This is a genomic window from Novosphingobium resinovorum, assembly GCF_001742225.1.
Taxonomy (GTDB): Bacteria; Pseudomonadota; Alphaproteobacteria; order Sphingomonadales; family Sphingomonadaceae; genus Novosphingobium; species Novosphingobium resinovorum_A.
The window spans coordinates 250,516-271,517 of sequence record NZ_CP017077.1 but is presented as its reverse complement, the minus strand read 5'-3'; the positions used below and the strand labels follow the sequence as shown (position 1 = coordinate 271,517).

Sequence of the window (21,002 nt, the reverse complement as noted above, 5' to 3'; positions counted from 1 at the left end):
ATGATAATGTCGACGAATTTGCGCTGACGCAACGGCCTCGCACCAGCAATCGGTTTAACTCAACGAGGGTATCCCAACATGAAATCTCGCGCCGCTGTAGCCTTCGAGGCGGGCAAGCCACTCGAAATCGTCGAGATCGATGTCGCCCCACCCCGGAAAGGCGAAGTCCTCATACGGGTGACGCACACCGGTGTGTGCCACACCGACGCGTACACGCTGGCGGGGAGTGATCCGGAGGGTGTTTTCCCGGTGGTTCTGGGCCACGAGGGCGCGGGCATCGTTGTCGAGGTCGGTGAAGGCGTCACCAGCGTCGGACCGGGCGATCACGTGATTCCGCTCTACACCGCCGAATGCGGCAAGTGCGACTTCTGCCTGTCGGGCAAGACCAACCTGTGCGTCGCTGTCCGCGAAACGCAGGGCAAGGGCTTGATGCCCGATGGGACCACCCGCTTCTCGTATAATGGTCAGCCCCTCTATCATTACATGGGCTGTTCAACCTTCAGTGAATATACTGTCGTCGCCGAAGTCTCGCTCGCCAAGATCAATCCCGAGGCAAACCCCGAACATGTCTGCCTGCTCGGATGCGGCGTCACGACCGGCATCGGCGCAGTCCACAATACCGCCAAGGTCCAGCCCGGAGACTCGGTCGCCGTGTTCGGCCTCGGCGGCATCGGCCTCGCGGCGATTCAGGGTGCGCGCCAGGCGAAGGCGGGTCGCATCATCGCCATCGACACCAATCCATCCAAGTTCGAGCTGGCACGCCAGTTCGGTGCGACCGAGTGCATCAACCCCAAAGACCATGACAAGCCTATCCAGCAAGTGCTGATCGAAATGACGGGCTGGGGAATCGATCATACCTTCGAGTGCATCGGCAACGTCCACGTCATGCGCGCCGCGCTTGAATCAGCGCACCGTGGCTGGGGTCAGTCGATCGTGATTGGCGTTGCCGGCGCGGGCGAGGAAATCTCCACCCGACCATTCCAGCTCGTCACGGGCCGCGTATGGAAGGGGTCCGCTTTCGGTGGCGTCAAGGGACGGACACAGCTCCCCGGCATGGTCGAGGATGCGATGAGAGGCGATATCGATCTGGCCCCATTCGTAACCCACACGATGGGTTTGGAGGAGATCAACGAGGCCTTCGAACTGATGCACGAAGGCAAGTCGATCCGCACGGTCATTCACTACTGACCCGCCGATCCGAAGCGGCGCGAGGCGCTCGGATCGACAACTCGGCCGTCATCATGGCCCGACCCCGGCCATGATGACGCGCGCTCTGGCAAATGGGCAACGCGCCGCGATGCGGTAGCAAGCGCCGAAGTGCGGAGTTTACATGCCGATAGCGGCACGGACCAGGGCCGCCTGGCCCAGGCGCTTACCAGCGGAGTGTGTGTGGCCTTGCCGCGCGACCCAACGGGAAAAATGGTTTTGTCGTAACCTTTGTATAATGCTGGAAAAATATTTCAACGGTGCCGAACATCGGGCCAGCCTGGCCGTTGGATGTATTGAGTCGGAAATGCATTCATCTGTTACCCGGCTTGTGATGAACCACGGGCCGCACGGGCGTATAGGCCAGGAAGACTGAATTGAAGAGCAAGGATATTCACGCGACGACGCCGGCCACCGATCATGGGCATACGGGGCCGCCCGCTTGCGTGCAGGTTCGCGGCGCGCGCCAGAATAACCTCAAAAATATTGACGTCGATGTACCGCGCGACGCCTTCGTGGTGTTCACCGGCATATCGGGCTCGGGCAAGTCATCGCTCGCGTTCGGCACCCTTTATGCCGAAGCCCAGCGGCGTTATCTGGAATCGGTTGCGCCCTATGCCCGTCGCCTGATCGACCAGGTCGGCGTGCCGGAGGTCGACGCGATCGACGGTTTGCCGCCTGCGGTCGCGTTGCAGCAGCAGCGCGGCTCGGCCAACGCGCGATCCTCGGTCGGCAGCGTGACGACGCTCTCCAGCCTGGTGCGGATGCTCTATTCGCGCGTCGGCGAATATCCGCGCCATCAACCCATGCTCTATGCGGAGGATTTCTCCCCCAACACGGTCGCGGGGGCATGCGCGACCTGCCACGGCATCGGCCGCGTATATGACGCGACCGAAGAGACGATGGTTCCTGACGACAGCCTCACCATTCGCGACCGGGCGATCGCCGCCTGGCCGACCGCCTGGCATGGGCAGAACCTGCGCGATATCCTCGTTTCGCTCGGCTATGACGTCGATACGCCGTGGCGCGACCTGCCGAAAAAGGATCGCGACTGGATCCTCTTCACTGAAGAGGCGCCGACGGTGCCGGTCTATGCGGGCCTGACGCCCGAACAGACCCGGACGGCGCTCAAGCGCCGCATGGAGCCGAGCTACCAGGGCACCTTCACCGGCGCGCGCCGCTATGTGCTGGAAACCTTCGCCAACACGAAAAGCGCGCTGATGAAGAAGCGCGTCTCGCAATATATCATCGGCCGCGATTGCCCGACCTGCGACGGCAAGCGCCTGAAGCGCGAAGCCCTGTCGGTCAAATTCGCCGGCCTCGACATTGCCGAGTTCGGCGACCTGACGGTGCTCAAGCTGAAGGACTTGCTGATGCCCGTCGCGCATGGCGCGTATGGGGCGGTCTCCGCCCCCTCAAAGGGCCATGTTCTGGAAAAAGCGGCCCGCGATGCAGCGGTCGAACAACGGGTGGCGGCGGGCGGCTCTGCGCACAAGAGCGCTCCCGACGTACGCCGCACGCCCAATCTCTCCGACGAGAAGCGGATCGCCGCCCAACGCCTTGCCTGCGAATTGATCGAGCGGCTAGAGCCGCTGATCGATCTTGGCCTTGGCTACATTTCGCTCGACCGCAGCACGCCGACGCTCTCCTCCGGAGAGCTGCAGCGCTTGCGGCTTGCCACGCAATTGTCGTCACAGCTTTTCGGCGTGGTCTATGTGCTTGACGAGCCTTCGGCAGGGTTGCACCCGGCAGATGGCGAAGCCTTGCTCACCATCCTCGAGCGTCTCAAGGCTGCGGGCAACTCCCTGTTCGTCGTCGAACATGATCTCGACGTGATCCGCCGCGCGGAATGGCTCGTCGATGTTGGGCCAGGAGCCGGGGAAAAGGGCGGTGAAGTCCTCTACAGCGGGCCGATAGAGGGGCTTGCCGACGTCGAGACTTCGATCACCCGCCGCTACCTGTTCGCAGAGCCGCTCCGCAGTGAGCGCACACCGCGCGATCCCAAGGCATGGCTACGCCTGGAAGGGATCAGGCGGAACAATCTCCATGGTCTCGACGTCGAGTTTCCCATCGGCTGCTTCACCGCTGTCACCGGCGTTTCGGGATCGGGCAAATCCAGTCTTGTCAGTCAGGCGCTGCCCGAGCTCGTTACGGAACACCTCGGCGGCTCCCCCGTGGCCGAGGAGGAGGATATCGATCCGCTGCTCGATGTTGCGCAGAACGACACTGAAGGACGCATTGTCGCAGGCATGGAGCATGTTCGCAGGCTGGTGCGGGTCGATCAGAAACCGATCGGCCGCACGCCGCGCTCGAACCTATCCACCTACAGCGGCATGTTCGACCATGTGCGACGGATCTTCGCTGATACGCCGCTCGCCCGCCGGCGGCATTACAGCCCGGGAAGGTTCTCGTTCAACGTCGCGCAAGGCCGATGCCCTGTGTGCGAGGGCGAGGGATACGTCATGGTGGAGCTGCTGTTCCTGCCGAGCGTTTTTGCCCCGTGCTCGACCTGTCATGGCTCTCGCTACAACTCGCAAACGCTCGAAGTCGAATGGAACGGGCGCAATATCGCCCAGGTGCTCGAACTGACGGTCGACGATGCGTGCGATTTCTTCGCTGGCGAGGCATCTGTGATGCGCTCCCTCGACGTGTTGCGGGAAATCGGTCTTGGCTATCTGAGGCTCGGTCAGCCGGCGACCGAGCTGTCTGGCGGGGAGGCGCAGCGCATCAAGCTGGTGACTGAACTGCAACGCGCTCAACGCGGCAACACGATCTACATCCTCGACGAGCCAACTTCGGGGCTTCACCCCTCCGATGGCGACCGGCTGATGCAACACCTGCAGGGCCTCGTAGACGCCGGCAATACCGTCGTAGTCGTCGAACATGACATGCGCGCCATCACACAGGCGGACTGGATCATCGACCTGGGACCGGGGGCCGGGGAAGATGGAGGCCGTATCGTTGCCAGCGGTGTCCCTGGCGTTGTTGCGGAAGCGGAAGGCAGTCTCACCGCCCGCTATCTCAAGGCGGCGCTGTAGGGCGTAAATCTGGCCGAACGCACGTTCGATCAGGTGTATCTCACCCACACGTTGGAATGGCTCGAATCTGTAAGCGGGAGCCGGCGATGTGTCACCGCGGTTGACGCGGCTTAGGGTTTGAGCGCCCGTCAGGTGCGCCGTGTTCGTGTGATACGCGGCGTGGCGGACAGCCAATCGATGGCCATCCGCCACGCTTGCTTTGTGCGGACCTTCTCCAAGGAGAGGGCCCTCACATGGTTCGTCGAAACGCCCCGTCTTAATTCCCTGCTGCGAGCGCTGCGCCCACGCCTTCTGCGATTTCCTCAACGAGTTTGGCACAGAAGGCGGGCAAATCATTGGGATCGCGGCTGGTAACAAGGCCGTTGTCGACCACGACTTCCTCATTGGTCCATGCACCGCCGGCGTTCTCGATATCGACCTTCAGCGTCGGGTAGGACGTCAAGGTGCGACCCTCAAGCACGCCCGCCTCGATCAATGTCCAGGGTGCATGGCATATAGCCGCAACAGGTTTTTTCTGATCGAAGAAAGCCCGGATGAAAGCAATTGCCTCGACGCTGCCGCGCAGCTTGTCGGCACCGACAGTCCCCCCGGGCACAACAAGTCCGTCGAAATCGTCGGCTTTGACCTCGGAAAACGTCTTGTCGATAGTATAGCTGCCGCCCTCGTCAAGATCGCTATTGACTGTGCGAGCCTTGCCCGGTTCAAAACTGACCACGGTCACTTTGCCACCAGCGTCCTCGACAGCTTGCTTGGGCTTCGAGAATTCTGGTTCTTCCGTCCCGCGGGGTGCGATCAGAATGGCAACTGATTTGCCTCCCAAAGTCATAATTTATTTCCTATTCCGTCGAAGACTAAGGTCAGGTGCCCGGCTTGAGCACGACCTTCGTCCAACCAGCATCGCGCTCGTCGAAATGCTTGTAGGCGTCTGGTGCCTGATCAAGCGGCAGTCGGTGCGAGATGATTTGGGCAGGATTGCCCCGGCCTTGCTCGATAAGCTTCATCAATCGCCGGTTGTAGTGCTTTACATTGCACTGGCCGGTGCCGATCTTCTGGCCCTTGAACCAGAAGTTGCCAAAGTCGAACGCCATCTTGCCTTCCTTCTGAAGATCGTCGGGCGCGTTCGGGTCTTCCGGAACGAACACGCCGACGACGCCGATTCCGCCAGTGGCCTTCGTGCTTTTGACGAGGCAGTTCATCGTGTAATTGCTGCGTTCCTTGCCGTGGCGATCGCAACACTGATACCCGACCGCCTCGACCCCCCGGTCAGTCCCGAGGCCGCCGGTCGCGTCAAGGATCTGCTGGGCGGGATCGCCCTTGCGCATGTCGATCGGAATAGCGCCTATCGCCTCGGCCAGTTTCAGGCGGTCATCGTGAGAATCGACCACGAAGATCTGAGAGGCACCGCGGATTTCGGCTGAGTGCGCGGCCATCAAACCGACCGGACCGGCGCCGTAGATCGCGATGCTTTCGCCAGGCAGGAAACCTGACAGTTCGACGCCATGCCAACCGGTGGGGAAGATGTCGGAGAGCATGACATAGTCATCCTCCTTCTCCTCAGCGTCCTCAGGCAGCTTAAGACAATTGAAGTCCGCATAAGGAACGCGCATCAACTCGGCCTGACCACCTTGCCACGGACCCATCTCGGCAAATCCATACGCTGCGCCGGCGGTTCCAGGGTTGGTCGTGAGGCAAAAACCCGTCAAACCGCGTTCGCAATTTTCGCAGAAACCGCAACCGACGTTGAACGGCATGCACACGCGATCGCCCTTCTTGATACGATCTACGGCAGCGCCGACTTCGATGACCTCGCCAAGGTTTTCGTGACCGAAGACCCTGCCCTTCTCAAAGCTGGTACGGCCCTCGTACATGTGAAGGTCCGACCCGCAGATATTGGTCGTGGTCAGCCGGATGATAACATCGGTCTGCTTTTCGATCTTGGGATCATCGATGGTATTCACAGAAACATCTTTGGGCCCGTTGTACACGACAGCTTTCACGGATCTTTTCCTTTCGCAGTTCTTCTCAACGCGTCATCAAATCGAGAGCGTGGTCATGATCCGGTCCATCGCAACTGCGGAGGACATGGCACCGTTCCAATTGATCTCAGTTTCTTGAACCTTCTGCCACCTGAGAGGTTCCTTCGCTTTGGGCCATCCTAGGAGCGATTCACGGCGGCTTTCTGAATGACTGGGCCAGAACGTCCGAATAACGCGCCGAATTGATGTGCTCAGGAATCAGCCGCAGACCAATGGTGCCGTTCCGTCGCGACACATCAACAGCGCCTTATCAGTGAATTCAGAGGTGTCATAAGCGCAAAAGACAAGGCCAACCACTATCGCGGATGGCCTGTCGTATTCATTTATTCATTTCCCGGTTCGGCTTGGCCATCCATTCCGGATGGAAACACGAGCCTTACCCTGCAGTCAAACGGCAGCTTAGGGTGCCGACCGCTCCGCTATTTCGCGGCCAGCAGGGTAAACTTGCGAATCTGCGGCGGTTCAGAAAACAGTTCTTCTGCCTTGTCCATCAGTGCGGCGGCAACCTTGCCGTCTAGATGGGCCTGCCGATCCTCCTCTGTGTCGAACGTATCGAAGATCGCGTACGCACCGGGACCTTCCTCGATCGCATACCAGGTCAGAGTGCCCGCCTCAGCTTGAACGAGCGGCAATGCCGAGGTCAGGAAATCGGCGACATCGCGCTCTTTTCCGGGCTTGGCCTTCAGTGGTACATACAGGGCAAGTTTTGGCATAGATGACTCCTCAAGTGAAACGGACAGATATTATACGGCAAAGTAACGGACGAGCGGGCCGGTACGTTCCCCATGAGGCGGAGCACACGCGGCCCCGCCTCCTCTGGAAATCAGAACTCCTGTGCGGTCGGCCGGATGACGATCGCGTTTACGTCGACGTCATCAGGTTGTTCGACAGCGAACGCGATAGCACGCGCCACCGATGCCGCCGGGATGGCCTGCTTGTAGAAGTCCAGCACCGTCTCGGCAGCCGCGCCAGAGGTCGTGAACTTCAAATCGCTTTCGACAGCTCCAGGCTCGATTGACGTGACCCGGACCTTTTCCCCCACCTCCTGGCGCAAGCCCTCGCTGATCGCGCTGACGGCGAACTTGGTGCCGGAGTAGACCGTGCCTCCCGGTGCAAAGACCTTGATGCCCGCAACCGAGCTTAAGTTGATGATGTGACCGCTTCCCTGCTCGAGAAAACCGGGAAGGGCCGCCGCGATGCCGTAGAGCGTACCCTTCAGATTGACGTCGATCATCTGGTCCCACTCGTCGGTGTTGACCTCGGCCATCGGACGGATCGGCATCAGCCCGGCGTTGTTGATCAGCACGTCAAGGCGGCCGAAGTCGGCAATGATTGCTGCGACGACGGACTGGACCGCCGATTTGTCGGTCACGTCCAGCGCGTAGCTACGTGCCGTGCCGCCAGTTGCGGCGATGTCCGCGACGACCTCGTCGAGCCTGTCCTTGCGCCGCGCGGCGATGGCCACCTTGGCGCCCCGTTCCGCGAGAAGACGCGCGGTTTCCGCGCCGATGCCGGTGCTGCCGCCGGTAATGAGAATGACCTTGCCTTCGATACCCTTGGTCATGACTGTATTCCTTCAAGTCAGTTGTTGAATTTTCGCCGGATCGCGGCCCCGTGCCATCGATAGGTGCGTAGATGAATGATGCCCAAGATCCCCGCGCGAAGCGCAGGTGCCAACAGGCCGGTCATCCGCAACACGCCTATGTCGAACGCCTTTACAAGCCGTGCCGTACCCACCCATTCTTCAGGCTTGCCCATTGGCACCATCCTCAGGTTGACAAGACGGGGTTAAGGACAAACGCGGCGCGGTCGGCGAGATCGCCGATCTGAGAGAGGTAGTTCTGGAAGTGGGGCGTTGCACGGTGGGCGGCGACTGCATCCGCGTCCGCGTACAGTTCGTCGAGCACGAAACGATTCGGATCGCTCTGGTCCTGCCAGAGATCGTAGCGCAAATTGCCCGGTTCGGCACGGCTTGGCTTTAGCATCGCGTCGAGCAGAGCGCGCAGGCGGTCGACGGTATCCGCACGGGCGGTCAGGACGGCGACGATCTTCACGTTGGCGGTCATGGCAACATACCCTGTCCTGGTTATATCCGAAGCGGGGCGCATCCTGCGCGCCCCGCCCGTCATCCTGGTACTCACGCAGCGGCGCGATCGAGGGCTTCGATCAACGCGTCGGCCATGGCCCGGTCCGACGCGGGATTCTGACCCGTGATCAGTTCCCGGTCCACGACGACATTCGAAGCGAAGTTCTTGTCGGTGACAGAGACGTCGCCACCGGCCGCCCGCAGCGCCTTTTCCATGTCGAAGTAGAGTTCGCCCTTCAGCACTTGCTCCTCGGCGATCTTTTCCTCGCTCGCCGAAAAGACTGTCATGCGGTAACCCGCGTAGATCCAGTCTCGCGCCAGGTCGGCCGCCCCGGCGTCATCGCCTTCCTCCAGCGCCTTACGGAAGGCCGGAGCATCGTCGAGCGCGGCGACAACGACCACCGGTCCGTGGCAGAGGAGCGCGGTCGACTTGGCCGCCGCGTGGAAGTGACGGAGGATCGTGCCCGCATCGCGGTCCTGCATCAGATCGACGATGGGCGCGTGACCTCCCGGCACGAACACGCCAACGAAGCCGTCCAGACCCTCGTCGACGACCGATTTCAGCGTGCGGACGTCGTTCATGGCCGGGTGGCTGGCGAAGAAGTCCTTGGCGCGCTGGTATGCCGCCTCATCACCGCCGAAGTGGTCCTTCGTGTCGGAGCCGGCGTCGATGTGCGGCTTGGTCCCGTTGGGCGTAGCGAGAACAATATCATAGCCGGCGTCGAGCAGTGCCAGCGCGGGGACTGCCGTCTCGTTGAGATACTGACCGACCGTTGCGGTACTGCCGCTACGCAGACCGAGCTGTGTCGCGTTCGATCCAAGAACGAGAACCTGACCCTTGCTCATCTGAACCTCCATGTTCGCGGCGCCCGTCGCCGATGGATGGGAAATGGGCCTCGTTGACATATTTCAGAAGTTTATCTTTTTGATTTCAGATATAACGCTAACAGGATGACTGCATGCGCTACGATCTGAACCTGCTGCCGATCTTCGTCGCGTTGATGGAGGAGCGCAGCGTCACGCGGGCCGCCGAGCGCATGGGCATGACACAGCCCGCCCTGTCTAATGCCCTATCGCGTCTACGACTGATGCTTCAGGACCAACTGTTCGTCCGCGAGCGCTACGGCATCCAGCCGACCCCGATCGCGCTTGAACTCTCACCGCTGATCGCCGAGGCACTTGCGCAGCTCGACAATGCGGTCCTCGGTCAGCAGGCCTTCGACCCCGTACAGGCCGAACGGCTCTTCACGATCGCGCCGAACGGCTATGTCGAGTTCGTCCTCGTCCCCGCTATCGTGGCGCGCCTGGAGAAGGTCGCCCCCGGCATAAAGCTTCGTCTGACGCCCTACGGGAACGATCTTGTGGAAACAGGCGTCATGTCGGGCACGACGGCGCTCGTGCTGGGCCGTATCGTCGATCCGCCCGACAACCTCATCGTCCAGCACCTGATGGACGAAGGGCTCGCCTGCGCCGTCCGTGCCGACCATCCGGGCGTCGGCGATGTCATGACGCGCGAGCAGTTCGAGACGATGAAGCATGTCAACATCGTGCCGCCCGGACGGATGCGCGCCGGGCTGTTCCAGGCGCTGGCGCAGCAGCAGCTGAAGCGCGACGTCGCGATCTCCGTGACCAACTTCTTCGCGGCAGCCGAAATGGTAGCGGTGACCGACTATTGCGCCACCCTGCCCTCGCTCATCTGCCGACAGCTGATGCACGCCCCCCGGCTGAAGGTCCTGCCCGCCCCGGTCGACCTCGGCAGCTTTCCCGTCGAGATGGCCTGGCACGTCCGTTACCGCCACGATCCCGCCCACCGCTGGTTACGGGCGCTGATCGGCGAAGTCATCACCGACTTCAAGGACAAGACGGCAGCAACAGCCATGATGTCGCCAACGTGATGGACTTTATTCGGCCGGGCGACGCCGGTTGAACTTCACAAACATTCCTTAGGGTTAGGATCTGTAATTGCAGAGCTAGGTGGTGCCGATCCCTTGAGGGTTTCATGGATCTGTCCGCACTGGCCGAGGCGAGGCCTGGTCGTGCTGTATCGGGTCTCACAGAGGCGAACGTTGCATTGACTAGATGCGAGCTTTGCAGCCCATCTGACTACCTTCGCAGATCGTTCGTCCCTGCGTTCCCTCTCGGGACACCACCCTCGGATCCACTTTGACGCTTCACCGCTGGCATACCGCTTTTACTGCATCTCACGCCTGGAACAAAGTGCCATCACGTAACATGGCGTGCATGATGACCGCGAGGCGCCGAGCTAGGGCGACACGGGCCTTCTTCAGGCCGCGCCTCTTGGCGATCTTCATGGCCCACGTCTTGAGCGCGAAGTTTTCCCGGCTTCGGGTCAGGATCGAGTTGGCAGCTTCATACAACAACTTGCGCACGGCCCCGTCGCCTTGTTTGGTGATCCTGCCGGTCCTGTCGAGTTCGCCTGATTGATGGCGTCTGGGAACCAGGCCGAAGTAGGCACCGGCGTTGCGCGATTGTCGGAAGCGGCCCGCCTCGTCGACTGCAGCTGCAAAGGCAGCCGATGTCTGCACGCCGACGCCTGGAATGGTCATGAGGATTCCACAGGCTTGTGACTGACTGGCGATAACGTGCAACCGACGATCCATTTCCTTGATCTGCTCCATCAACTCGGCACGCACCGACAACAAGGCGGCGATGGCTTCACCCAGACCAGGAATGTGGGCGGCCTGCATGATCCTTTCGAGGAATGCTTTCCTTGCCCGGCGCCTGGGCGATAGCCAAACGTGGCGCAAAGACCGCGGATCATGTTGTCGAGCCGGACGCGGGCTTCCACCAAATGGCTCCGCCCGGTGATGACGCTGCGCACACCGTGCGCTGCTGGGGATTTGACGTGTACCTCCTTGAAGAAGCCGGTGCGTGCCAGTTGGGCGAGCCCGGCGGCATCATGCGGATCGGTCTTGTTCGCCTTCATTGCCTTCAGGCTCTGGTGCGCCTGGCGGGCATCGATACACACGACCGCGAGGCCCAGTTCGCGCAGTCCAAGGCAAATCGCCGAAGACATGCGTCCTGTTTCGATAACGGCTCGCTCGATAGGGACCATATCGCTCCAGCATCATGGCGATCGCCTCGGGGGAACTCTCTACCTTCTCCGAGACCAGCCTCTGGACATTTTCGTCAACGATGCAGACCTGCGTGGTTTCCATCGACAGGTCCAGTCCGGCATAATGCTTCATGGCTGCTTCCTTCCTTCAGGATTCGACAACCAGATGTGTGCGCCTCAACCGAGGTCCGAGGGAAGCAGCCGCAATTACACGATGACCCATTGATCCAGAAGATGACGGTCGCGGCGAGGGCGATGGCGGAGAAGAAGGCGGTTGGGCACCTGTCGTAGCGTGTGGCGACCCGCCGCCAGTCGTTGAGGCGGCCGAACATGATCTCGATGCGGTTGCGGCGCTTGTAGCGACGTTTGTCGTATTTGATGGCCTTGTCCCGGGATTTTCGGCCCGGGACGCAGGGGGTGATGCCCTTTTCCTGCAAGGCGTCCCTGAACCAGTCGGCGTCGTAACCGCGATCCGCCAGCAGCCATCGGGCTTTTGGGAAGCTCGTCCAACAGGGCGGCGCACCGATATAATCGCTGACCTGCCTTGCGGTCATGAAGAAACTGATCGGGCGGCCGTTCGCATCCGTCAGGGCATGAAGCTTGGTGTTCATGCCGCCTTTCGTGCGTCCGATCAGGCGGCCAAGATCCCCCTTTTTACCCGCAGGCTCGATGCCGTGCGGTGCGCCTTCAGGTAGGTCGCGTCGATCATCACCGTTTCGGGTTCGGTGCCCACCGCAGCCAGACCTTCCATGCTGCGCGTGAACACGCCTGCCTCACCCCAGCGCTTCCAGCGGTTGTACAGCGTCTTGTGCGGGCCGTACGCGCCAGGAGCATCGCGCCAGCGCAGCCCGTTGCGGTTGACGAACACGATGCCGCTCAGCACCCGCCGGTCATCCACTCGAGGCTTGCCGTGGCTCTTCGGAAAGAACGGCCGCAGCCGCTCCATCTGCTCATCCGTTAGCCAAAACAGATCGCTCATCACGGTCTCCCCGCGGAGCCTGAACGTATGGCCCGCCCCGTTTGCAAGAGGATTTTACGGTGTTCTGAACAGTCTGCTTCAACGTATACGGTCTCATGGGTAGCCCCATGGCCAAGATGGACATCCGCACGCCTGGAGCCGCAATAATCAGATCGGTATCAAGTACCATTCAGAGTTCCGGGCTTTCCAAACGTCGATTGACTGTCAGGCCATCTTTTCGATCCTTCCCGCAAACTTCCGTTGGCTATGCGTGTTTTAGCGCCTAGCCGATCTGGTTCATGCCGCTACCGGGTAGCCGCGTTCAAAGCGTCAGCCGGCGCATTGTCTCATCCTGCCGCGCCGTTTCGACGAACTCACCGTTGAGCGCTTCGACCCGTATATCAAGCGCCTTCCATTCTGCCCTTAACTCGCCAATCAGCTGGCGCATACGTGCAGACAAGCCAGCATCAGCGTCATCGGCCAGCAAGGCTTCAAGACCCACTTCGAACTTGCGCCGCCCGGCCGGGAAGGTCACTCCACGCTTAAGGAGGATTGCTCGCGCTTGGTTGATCAGGCCGGTTCGCTCGGCCACCAACCGCGACCGCACCCGATGCAGTGTCTGCAAATCAAGTTGCTCGCTGCTCTTGAGGTCGACGAAGCGCATTGTCGGACGCGAGGCGGCTTCGGCAATGGCCTCAGCATCGCGATCGTCGTTTTTCTGCGCTTTGACATAAGGACGAACGTACTCCGGCGACATCAGACGGATTTCGTGCCCGTGCGTAGCGAACAACCGTCCCAGGTGATGCGCTCCGCAACAGGCTTCCATTGCAACCACGCACTGCGGAAGCTTGCCAACGTACTCGATCAACGTCTGTCGACGCATCGTTCGGCGCGCGACTACCGCACCCGATCCGTCAACCCCGACTATGCTGCAAGAATTCTTGCCCAAATCGACACCAAGGATCACAATAGACATCGGTCCGTTCCTTTCCCTTCTCTAACCCCGGCATCATATCAGATGCCTGGGAAAAGGGCGGGCCATCCCATAATCAGAAATCGCGCCGGAAGGGAATCCCATACCGATTCAGAATGGTCGAAAACCGCTCTAGCGCAATAAGATGCCCCGCTCGGCGAGGTCGTTGCGGATCGTAACGGCGGCGACCCCGGCCTCGCCCATCGCATGGCTGATCTGATCGAGACCTTTGGCAACATCTCCCGCCGCGTACAGGCCGGGAAGGGAAGTGCGCTGATGCTCGTCCACGATGAGACATCCATCGTCAGCGCCTTCCGCGCCGATCGCCGTCGCCAGTTCGGATCGGATAATGGAACCGAGCGCCGGGTAGACGCTATCGAATTTGAGCTCGCCGCGCGGCGTCGGCACGACAATCTGCGCATCTTCCAACCGCAGTGGGGCGCAGGGGCCATCGATCAGGACCACACCAGCCACAGCGAGCCGACGCTTTTCATCATCTGAAAGGTCATGCTCCCCATCGGTAGCGATCAGTGTCACATCGCGCGTATACATGCGCAGGAAAGTTGCTTCCTTGAAGCCGTGGGAACGGGTACCCAAGACACCGACTCGCTTATCAGTGACCTCGTACCCGTCACATATGGGGCAGTACCGAAGTAGTCCGCGGCGCAACGCCGCATTGTGGATGTCCAGGGCGATCTGAGGCCGATTGTTGATTACGCCGGTGCAGAGCAAGACAGTGCGCGCAGACCATTCACGGCCCTGTGCACGAGCAACAAATCCCTCTTCGGCCCTCTCCAGTCCTTCGACCAGACCTTCGGTCACGATCGCCCCAAAATCGGCCGCCTGAGCCCGCATCAATCGAAGGAGTTCGGTGCCAGCTATCCCGCCCGGGTAACCGGCATGATTGTGCGTGCGCGGGATCAGGGACGCCCGGCTGTGACCGCCATCTACAATCGCGATCGAAAAGTGAAAACGCGCGAGATAAATAGCCGCCGTCAAGCCAGCGGGCCCTGCGCCGATGACAAGACAATCGAGCGGCTGTTTCATTCGGTTCGAAAACGGCGATGCGGCATGCCGGTCCCTTGCTCAAGACAACCTTGCTGAAACTCGTGGCCCTGGCACGGGTTGCAAATCTAGACAGCTGCGAAAGAGGAAATGCATCATGGCAGATGATAAACTCTCCAAAGCGCATGATCTGCTCACGCAGCGCGATTGGGAAGCGGTCAACGTCACCCATATCGTACAACGGGCCGTATCCCCTTTTGCTGCTGAGGCCGATAGTCGGTTCGAAATCACCGGGCCAGACGTGGAAATCTCGGCTGAGCGCGCGCTGCAGCTTGCCATGGTTCTTCATGAACTGGCCACGAACGCAGCGAAATATGGGGCTCTTTCCAAGCTGACCGGAACGGTGAAGATTGCCTGGGAGCTTTACGTTTAGGGTAATATCGAATTCCTGAAAATCAGATGGCTCGAGACTGGCGGGCCGAAGGCGGCCTCCCCCGACCAAAAAGGTTTCGGCTCGCGGATGATCTCATGCGCCCTTCGCGGCGAGGGTTGTGGGGCCGAATTTGATTTTCGCCCCGAAGGCTTATGCGTCCGACTTAGAATCACTCTTAGCTGACGTGAGCTGGCTGCCACGTGGATGAAAAGGGCGCGTCGCATCGCAACGCACCCTTTTTAGGGAGCCGCAGGCCTTACCGGGATGATCTTGTAATCGAAGGCCTACATTCTGGGCACATGGACCCGGTTTTCTCGGTACGAAGGCGTGGCCTTTTGGTCCCCGGTTTTAGGCGACAGGCGCGCCAAGTTCGACTTCCACCAGGCTGAGAGTCCGCGTTGTCGGCGTTGGCAGACCGTCGGCTTCGAACTGGGCTTGTAGTTCGGCCTTTCGCTCGGCCATTTGAGCGCCGAGTGCATCCACATCCACGTCCGCCGCGCGCGCCTGCGCGAACATCCCCTCCTTGGGCATTTCTTCTTCATGGACGTGATGTTTGATTTCCTCGGACAGAACGGTCACCTTGGCTTCCCAGAAATCTTGGCCAGGCTCTCCGGCCAGGATCTGGCTAATCAGCAGCTTGGCACCATCATGCTCGACATGCGCCTCGTCGTACATGTCGTCCTCGATCTTACCCTTGAGGGCAGGATAGAAGATTTCTTCCTCGATCATTGTGTGAATAATCAACTCGTGCAAATCTGCTTCGCAAGCGTCGCCTGCTTGGTCGGAGCCTTGGCGCTCTCAAATTTCTCGAACAGTTCCTCAACAGTACGGTGGTCGGCCTTGAGCAAAGCGATCGCATCCTGCGCTTTCTTGGTCATGGTTTTTCCTTAGCTGTTATCTTTCGGCAGGTAGCCTGCCTCCCGCGATAGCCGGCGATCCAGACTTTCGCTCCTGTTGCGGATCACTCTCAAATGGCTTGGCGGTGACCTACTCCGTGCACGCGCAAAGGCAGGCACTCCTAAACGATGAAAAGCGTTCAGCGACGGTCGCGCTGCGCCATCTCTGCGGGTGCCGCGGGCCATTCTCCGTCAGAGAGAGGCGGCAGGCTTTCGAACCAATGGCGAGAGCGCCGCAGCTTTAGCTGGTCGCAAGCGAAGTCGATCTGCGTTCGTTCAACGGCACGAAGTTCCTCGCCGATACCGCCGACACCGTCGGAGGCCACCACGACGTAACTAACGCTGCCGTCCTCACACTTAACGAGCGCTTCGACCGCCTTGCCGATCGGCTCGCCACCGGTCGTCGTAACAGGCATGCCGGCCATTCCCGTCGCGGTAAACAGTGTGGGATAGGCGGAGCGCCGACTTGCTTCGGTGGCTGACCTACCGCCATCCTCGTACGCCCGCTGCTTGCCCAGCCAGCGCCAGATACCGATCAGGTTGACAAGGGTCAGAAAGCCATTGGTAGCCAGTAAATTGGTCTGCTCCGTCGTCAGGCCAACGACCGACCATGCGATTGACCCTATAGTGAAGACGACGAAGCCCCACCCTGTGACCCGTGTACCGAGATTGGCTCCGGTCATCAGGGCGGCGATCATCGTGGCAGCGGGCGCAATCCAACTGGCGACGTTTTCCAAGCGGCAACTCCTTAGTCGGATAGAACCGAGGAACGCGAAGCGCTGCTCTTGGTGCCGAAGGGAGAAGAGATTTCATCGCGGAGCATGCCGCGATGGAAGGCAGGACCGTAACCCAGTTGCCCTCCCTGGTTCAGTCGAGGGCGCGGCCACCATGAAGGTGTTCTCAGTGCATCGTGAAGGCCGGCGGCCGACTGGCCTCCTCAGGCCGTCAGCGCCTTGCGGAATGCCCGCTCCGGGTCGTCGTTGGCAAAGGGCTTGGCGAGCACCGAACCTGGCGGAATTACCGCATCGGTTCGTTTTCGACGATATGAAAGCTGGTGGCGCCCGCAGGGCACACTGGATCGACATGGCGATCAGCGGGCCGCCTTCGAATCAGTACGTGCAGGGCATCACCTTTTCATTGCCCTTTCCAAGCAGCGAGCACCGCAGGTTCTTCGATCCCGCGACGAGGGGTGGACACCTTTTCGGCCGTCATTCGTTTACATCCGCGATGGAGAGAAATGCATGATGGCCGACCCCTCGCTCCGGAACCTGGAGGAAGAATTCACAGCGTTCGTTCGCGACCCCGCGTTCCCTTGCGTGGGGGCAAAGTCGGCGCTGGCCAAGGGTTCGCTCAAGGTCGTCGCGGCGCGCGACCTGACCAGCGCCTGGAACGACGTGGTGATCCACCGGGAGCTGCTGCAGTGGAGCCAGGACTATAAGGGCGACCCGGAAGGACTGCGCAGCCTGGCCGTCGTCTTCGAAGGCCCCGACGACCTCACCGAGCGCGCGTTCGAACACGCGATGTGGGAGCGCATCCAGTCCTTCGCGGACAAGGACGCCTGGCTCGGCCAGCCCTACGACGATGCGGTGAGCGCCGATCCCGAGGACCCGCACTTCTCGCTCAGCTTCGGTGGTAGCGCGTTCTTCGTCGTCGGCCTGCACCCCAATGCCTCGCGGCCCGCGCGACGTTTCACGCGCCCGGTGCTGGTGTTCAACCTGCACCAACAGTTCGAGAAACTACGCGCCGAAGGCCGCTACGAGCGCATGCGCGAGCGCATCCTCGACCGTGACCTCGCCATTGCCGGCTCGCTCAATCCGATGCTAGCGCGCCACGGCGAGGCGAGCGAGGCGCGCCAGTACAGCGGCCGCGCGGTCGAGCCGGACTGGGGCTGCCCGTTCAGGGACCCGCGTGTATGAGCGATGCGAAAGTGATGGAGCCCAAAGTGATCGGCCCGCGCAGCGGCGCCGCCTTCCTGCTCGGCGCGGGCGAGATACTCACCGTAACCGACCCGCAGGGTTGCCAGGTCGCCGACCTGCTCGCCTTCGCGGCACACGATGTGCGCGAGGTCATCTCGAACGGGCGCACGTTCGACTATGAGGAGACCATCACGCTCACCACCGGTAACCGGCTCTGGTCAAACCGCTCGCGGGTGCTGCTGGAGATCGTCGAGGACACCGTCGGCCGTCACGACTTCCTGCTGACCCCCTGCAGCGAGGCGACGTTCCGGCACTTCTATCCCGACAAGCCGGTCCATCGCGGATGCTTCGGCAACCTCGCCGCAGCGCTCTCGCCCTACGGGATCGAGGAGGACGCGATCCCCACTGCGTTCAACCTGTTCATGAACGTGCCGGTGGAGCAGGATACGGGGCGCATCTCGGTGATCCCCCCCACCAGCGTCGCGGGCGACCTGATCCGCCTGCGCGCCGCCGAGGACTGCGTGATCGGGCTGACCGCCTGCTCGGCCTATGCATCGAACGGCGGGTCGTTCAAGCCGATCCATTACGCCATACAACCGGCGCCGGCCCCGGTTTAAACCGGCAGGCCGGGGCCGGTTCCGCCCTAGCTCATCGAGATCAGGAACAGCGCGTTGCCGATGCGCGGGTAGAAGTCCTCGCCCAGGTGACATCGATGGAATCAGCGAGTTCGATTACGAGCTGCCCCGGGAACTATGCCAGTGCCCTTGCGCTCTCAATACCTGTAAATGGAGTAGATGCACGTCCACCACCATCAAGGCACTGTTTCCCGGCTGCCGGGAAGTCGAGCTTGCAGTCGAGCACCTCGTTCAGGAATATGGCATAGAACGGACCGACATCTTCATCGAGCCCGCCGGGACCAAAAACAGCGCTGGCGACGAGCCTGCCGGGGCGGACGTCGCGGGCGGATAAAACCGGGAAACGCCCGATGCCTCTGGCGCGGTATACGAAGGCCAGCTTGTCGTCTCGGTGGATATGAACGAGGATGAAAGCGATGCGGTCATTCAGGCTTTCCGCGACGCTGATGCGGTTGAAGTCGCCTGCGGCTAATCTGTCAGCGGGTGTCCTAGACGCTGCATCGTAGGTCCGGCGATCAATTTAGCGCATCCAGAGCTGCGATTGGGCGTTATCCGATGATCATGCAACAATTTAAGGGACGGTCCGATGCGAACCAGGGAGAAGCTAGCAGACGTAGTCGCGGGTCAGCCGGGGCGGCTTCAGCGTAAGCAGTTCGTTCGGTCGCTGAAGGAAACCGCGGTTCGCGCGGTAGTGACGGCGTCTGTCACCTTCGCCGTAGGCTGGGTTCTCAAGCGAATGTTCGAAAACTCGGTTGCCGACGCGGCGAAGGAGGGTGCGGCTGAGGGCGCTCAGCAAGACGTCATGGACGGAAATACCGGCGTTCCCAAGCAAGGCCCCGCACCAGTAGCTGTAGTGACTGACGGGGCGACAACGTAACAATGCACGCCCGGCGTTTCATAGGTAGGCCTGACATCTTGCGCCTTGGCACCACTCGCATCCTGTTCGCGAGACCTTTTTCGGGATTTGCAATCCAAACGCAGTGTTTGAAAGGAGCAAAAGATGCCAGCGCGGGAAATTTGTTCCAGAAATTTAGATGGCGTCTCAAACTGCCGACCGCGTATTTACAAGGGTTTGCCGCTTAAGTGCAAAAGTGCCCCAGCAAAAGTCGCCAAGGACTATTTAATCGCAAGCCGACATAGCCATTATTAGAGGCATGCCTGATCTCCTTCCGACCCGACCGGCGCGCCATGATGATTTCAAGCGCGGGCATTGCTCTCGCGGCCCTTGCCGCGCCGGCCGCCAAGCCACTTTTGGAATCGTCACCGCTGCGCCGGCCAACCGCTATTCCAGCTGCCCCCAGTAATTCTTCGGGCATGCCGCAGACGACTTTAGATGGCGCTCGCTTTTCCGTGGACCCGGCGCTGCTGCGCTGGAGCAGCACTCAGGTCTGGTCAAGGCGCGAGACCGGATGGCCATTGTAGATTTTACTGCGCCATCTTCCGATAGAGGTCGCCTGAGGAATCTGGACATCGTGATAAGTGGATTTTCTGCCTGACGGCGGCCAGGATGGCCGCATGACAGGAGACGAGATGAGCAGACGACCCCGCCGGAACCACAGCCCGGCGTTCAAGGCGAAGGTGGCGCTGGCCGCCGTAAAGGGCGAGAAGACGCTGGCCGAGCTGGCGCAGTTGTTCGACGTGCATCCGAACCAGATTACTGCGTGGCGCACGCAGTTGCTGGATGGGGCCGCGGGAGTTTTCCGCGCCGACAGCGCGTCAGAAGCCGCGGAGCCGGCGGTGGACGTGAAGACACTGCGCGCCAAGATCGGAGAACTGACGCTGGCGAACGATTTTTTGGCCGGCGCGCTCGGGAAGGCCGGTCTGTTGTCGAGCGCAAAACGATGATCGACCGCTCGCACGACTTGCCCGTGGTACGACAGGCGCGGGAACTGGGGATCAGCCGGGGCAGCGTCTATTACCTGCCGCGGCCGGTTCCGGAGGCCGATCTGAAGATCATGCGGCGGATCGACGAGTTGCATCTGGAGGTCCCGTTCGCGGGCAGCCGGATGCTACGCGACCTGCTGCGGCAGGAGGGCATCGAGATCGGTCGTTGTCACGTCGCGACGCTGATGAAGAAGATGGCGACCGAGGCGCTCTACCGCCGTCCGAACACCTCGAAGCCGGCACCGGGACACAAGATTTACCCCTATCTGCTGCGCAAGCTGCCGATCGTGCGGTCCAACCAGGTCTGGGCAACCGACATCAGCTACATCCCGATGGCCAAGGGCTTCGTCTATCTCGTGGGGATCGTTGACTGGTTCAGCCGCAAGGTTCTGGCCTGGCGGGTGTCGATCACGATGGAGGCCGACTTCTGCGTCGAGGCGCTGGAGGAAATGCTGGCCCGCTACGGCAAGCCCCAACACCGACCAGGGCAGCCAGTTTGCCAGCCAAGCGTTCACTAGCGTGCTCCTGCGCGAGGAAATCGCCATCAGCATTGACGGTCGGGGTGCCTGGCGCGACAACGTCGTGGTTGAACGGCTTTGGCGTTCCGTCAAATACGAGGAAGTTTATCTACACGCTTATGGCACGGTCAGCGAAGCGCGGGCTTCGATCGGCCGCTATCTGGGCTTCTACAACGCAAGGCGGCCCCATTCGAGCCTCGCCGCCAAGACCCCCGACCAGGCATATTTTGACAACCTACCCGTGGCGATGGCAGCATAAAATTCGGCCGCCGATATTGGGCCTCTCTCCGGCCGGGGTCGAGTAGCCGCGGCGGATTACTCCACCGCGGCTCTCTCAGAACC

Annotated in this window: 15 protein-coding genes and 5 pseudogenes; 7 read left to right on the top strand and 13 right to left on the bottom strand. The window is 61.1% G+C overall.

Features of this window, described 5'->3' with window-relative positions; genetic code table 11:
* The first annotated feature begins 78 nt into the window (after positions 1–78).
* Positions 79–1,188, top strand: coding sequence for an S-(hydroxymethyl)glutathione dehydrogenase/class III alcohol dehydrogenase (locus BES08_RS26315; protein WP_043061438.1), 1,110 nt, complete (start codon positions 79–81; stop codon positions 1,186–1,188).
* Between the two features lie 410 nt (positions 1,189–1,598).
* The gene (locus tag BES08_RS26310; RefSeq protein ID WP_420873476.1) at positions 1,599–4,244 is read left to right on the top strand and encodes an excinuclease ABC subunit UvrA; all 2,646 of its coding nucleotides are present in this window, start codon (positions 1,599–1,601) and stop codon (positions 4,242–4,244) included.
* Between the two features lie 256 nt (positions 4,245–4,500).
* On the opposite strand, the gene BES08_RS26305 is transcribed toward BES08_RS26310, so the two are convergent.
* The 7 genes from BES08_RS26305 to BES08_RS26275 form a co-directional block, all read right to left on the bottom strand.
* Entirely contained in the window at positions 4,501–5,070 is a 570-nt protein-coding gene (locus BES08_RS26305; protein WP_069709782.1) for a type 1 glutamine amidotransferase domain-containing protein, read from the bottom strand.
* A gap of 31 nt (positions 5,071–5,101) precedes the next feature.
* Positions 5,102–6,241 (bottom strand): glutathione-independent formaldehyde dehydrogenase, encoded by a 1,140-nt coding sequence (locus BES08_RS26300; protein WP_069709781.1) that lies wholly within the window; start codon positions 6,239–6,241, stop codon positions 5,102–5,104.
* Positions 6,242–6,699: 458 nt separating this feature from the next.
* A complete protein-coding gene (locus BES08_RS26295) occupies positions 6,700–6,993 on the bottom strand; it encodes a putative quinol monooxygenase (RefSeq protein WP_069709780.1) in 294 nt (97 codons plus the stop codon).
* Positions 6,994–7,103: 110 nt separating this feature from the next.
* The gene (locus tag BES08_RS26290; RefSeq protein ID WP_069709779.1) at positions 7,104–7,844 is read right to left on the bottom strand and encodes an SDR family oxidoreductase; all 741 of its coding nucleotides are present in this window, start codon (positions 7,842–7,844) and stop codon (positions 7,104–7,106) included.
* Between the two features lie 17 nt (positions 7,845–7,861).
* Entirely contained in the window at positions 7,862–8,038 is a 177-nt protein-coding gene (locus BES08_RS26285; RefSeq protein WP_156799985.1) for a hypothetical protein, read from the bottom strand.
* An 11-nt stretch (positions 8,039–8,049) separates the two neighbouring features.
* Positions 8,050–8,346, bottom strand: a complete 297-nt coding sequence (locus tag BES08_RS26280) for a putative quinol monooxygenase (RefSeq protein WP_069709777.1) — start codon at positions 8,344–8,346, stop codon at positions 8,050–8,052.
* A 71-nt stretch (positions 8,347–8,417) separates the two neighbouring features.
* Positions 8,418–9,212 carry a type 1 glutamine amidotransferase domain-containing protein gene (locus BES08_RS26275; protein WP_069710190.1) on the bottom strand — a complete coding sequence of 265 codons (795 nt, stop codon included), beginning with the start codon at positions 9,210–9,212 and terminating at the stop codon, positions 8,418–8,420.
* 113 nt (positions 9,213–9,325) lie between these two features.
* Between BES08_RS26275 and BES08_RS26270 the strand changes: the two genes are divergently transcribed.
* Positions 9,326–10,261, top strand: a complete 936-nt coding sequence (locus BES08_RS26270; RefSeq protein WP_069709776.1) for a LysR family transcriptional regulator — start codon at positions 9,326–9,328, stop codon at positions 10,259–10,261.
* Between the two features lie 306 nt (positions 10,262–10,567).
* Here BES08_RS26270 and BES08_RS26265 read toward each other — a convergent pair.
* The 4 genes and pseudogenes from BES08_RS26265 to BES08_RS26245 all read right to left on the bottom strand — a co-directional run bounded on the left by BES08_RS26265 (position 10,568) and on the right by BES08_RS26245 (position 14,420).
* Positions 10,568–11,575 (bottom strand): annotated as a pseudogene (locus BES08_RS26265) (IS110 family RNA-guided transposase).
* 91 nt (positions 11,576–11,666) lie between these two features.
* Positions 11,667–12,421 (bottom strand): annotated as a pseudogene (locus BES08_RS32190) (IS5 family transposase); the annotation flags it as partial.
* A 307-nt stretch (positions 12,422–12,728) separates the two neighbouring features.
* Positions 12,729–13,376: pseudogene (locus BES08_RS26250) on the bottom strand (IS110 family RNA-guided transposase); the annotation flags it as partial.
* A 129-nt stretch (positions 13,377–13,505) separates the two neighbouring features.
* Positions 13,506–14,420 carry an NAD(P)/FAD-dependent oxidoreductase gene (locus BES08_RS26245; RefSeq protein ID WP_069709774.1) on the bottom strand — a complete coding sequence of 305 codons (915 nt, stop codon included), beginning with the start codon at positions 14,418–14,420 and terminating at the stop codon, positions 13,506–13,508.
* Between the two features lie 115 nt (positions 14,421–14,535).
* Here BES08_RS26245 and BES08_RS26240 point away from each other — a divergent pair, with 115 nt between their 5' ends.
* The gene (locus tag BES08_RS26240; RefSeq protein WP_069709773.1) at positions 14,536–14,811 is read left to right on the top strand and encodes an HWE histidine kinase domain-containing protein; all 276 of its coding nucleotides are present in this window, start codon (positions 14,536–14,538) and stop codon (positions 14,809–14,811) included.
* Between the two features lie 348 nt (positions 14,812–15,159).
* Here the strand turns inward: BES08_RS26240 and BES08_RS26235 are convergent.
* Together BES08_RS26235 and BES08_RS26230 are read right to left on the bottom strand one after the other, a co-directional pair.
* A pseudogene (locus tag BES08_RS26235) lies at positions 15,160–15,689 on the bottom strand (hemerythrin domain-containing protein).
* 158 nt (positions 15,690–15,847) lie between these two features.
* Positions 15,848–16,405: a PRC-barrel domain-containing protein gene (locus tag BES08_RS26230; protein ID WP_036531107.1), complete on the bottom strand. Its 558-nt coding sequence runs from the start codon at positions 16,403–16,405 to the stop codon at positions 15,848–15,850.
* 543 nt (positions 16,406–16,948) lie between these two features.
* Between BES08_RS26230 and gntA the strand changes: the two genes are divergently transcribed.
* From gntA to BES08_RS32185, 3 genes and pseudogenes are all read left to right on the top strand, one after another.
* A complete protein-coding gene (gntA, locus tag BES08_RS26225; RefSeq protein WP_036531110.1) occupies positions 16,949–17,623 on the top strand; it encodes a guanitoxin biosynthesis heme-dependent pre-guanitoxin N-hydroxylase GntA in 675 nt (224 codons plus the stop codon).
* A 14-nt stretch (positions 17,624–17,637) separates the two neighbouring features.
* Positions 17,638–18,240: a DUF1989 domain-containing protein gene (locus tag BES08_RS26220; protein ID WP_069710189.1), complete on the top strand. Its 603-nt coding sequence runs from the start codon at positions 17,638–17,640 to the stop codon at positions 18,238–18,240.
* Between the two features lie 1,548 nt (positions 18,241–19,788).
* Positions 19,789–20,919 (top strand): annotated as a pseudogene (locus BES08_RS32185) (IS3 family transposase).
* Positions 20,920–21,002: the final 83 nt, after the last annotated feature.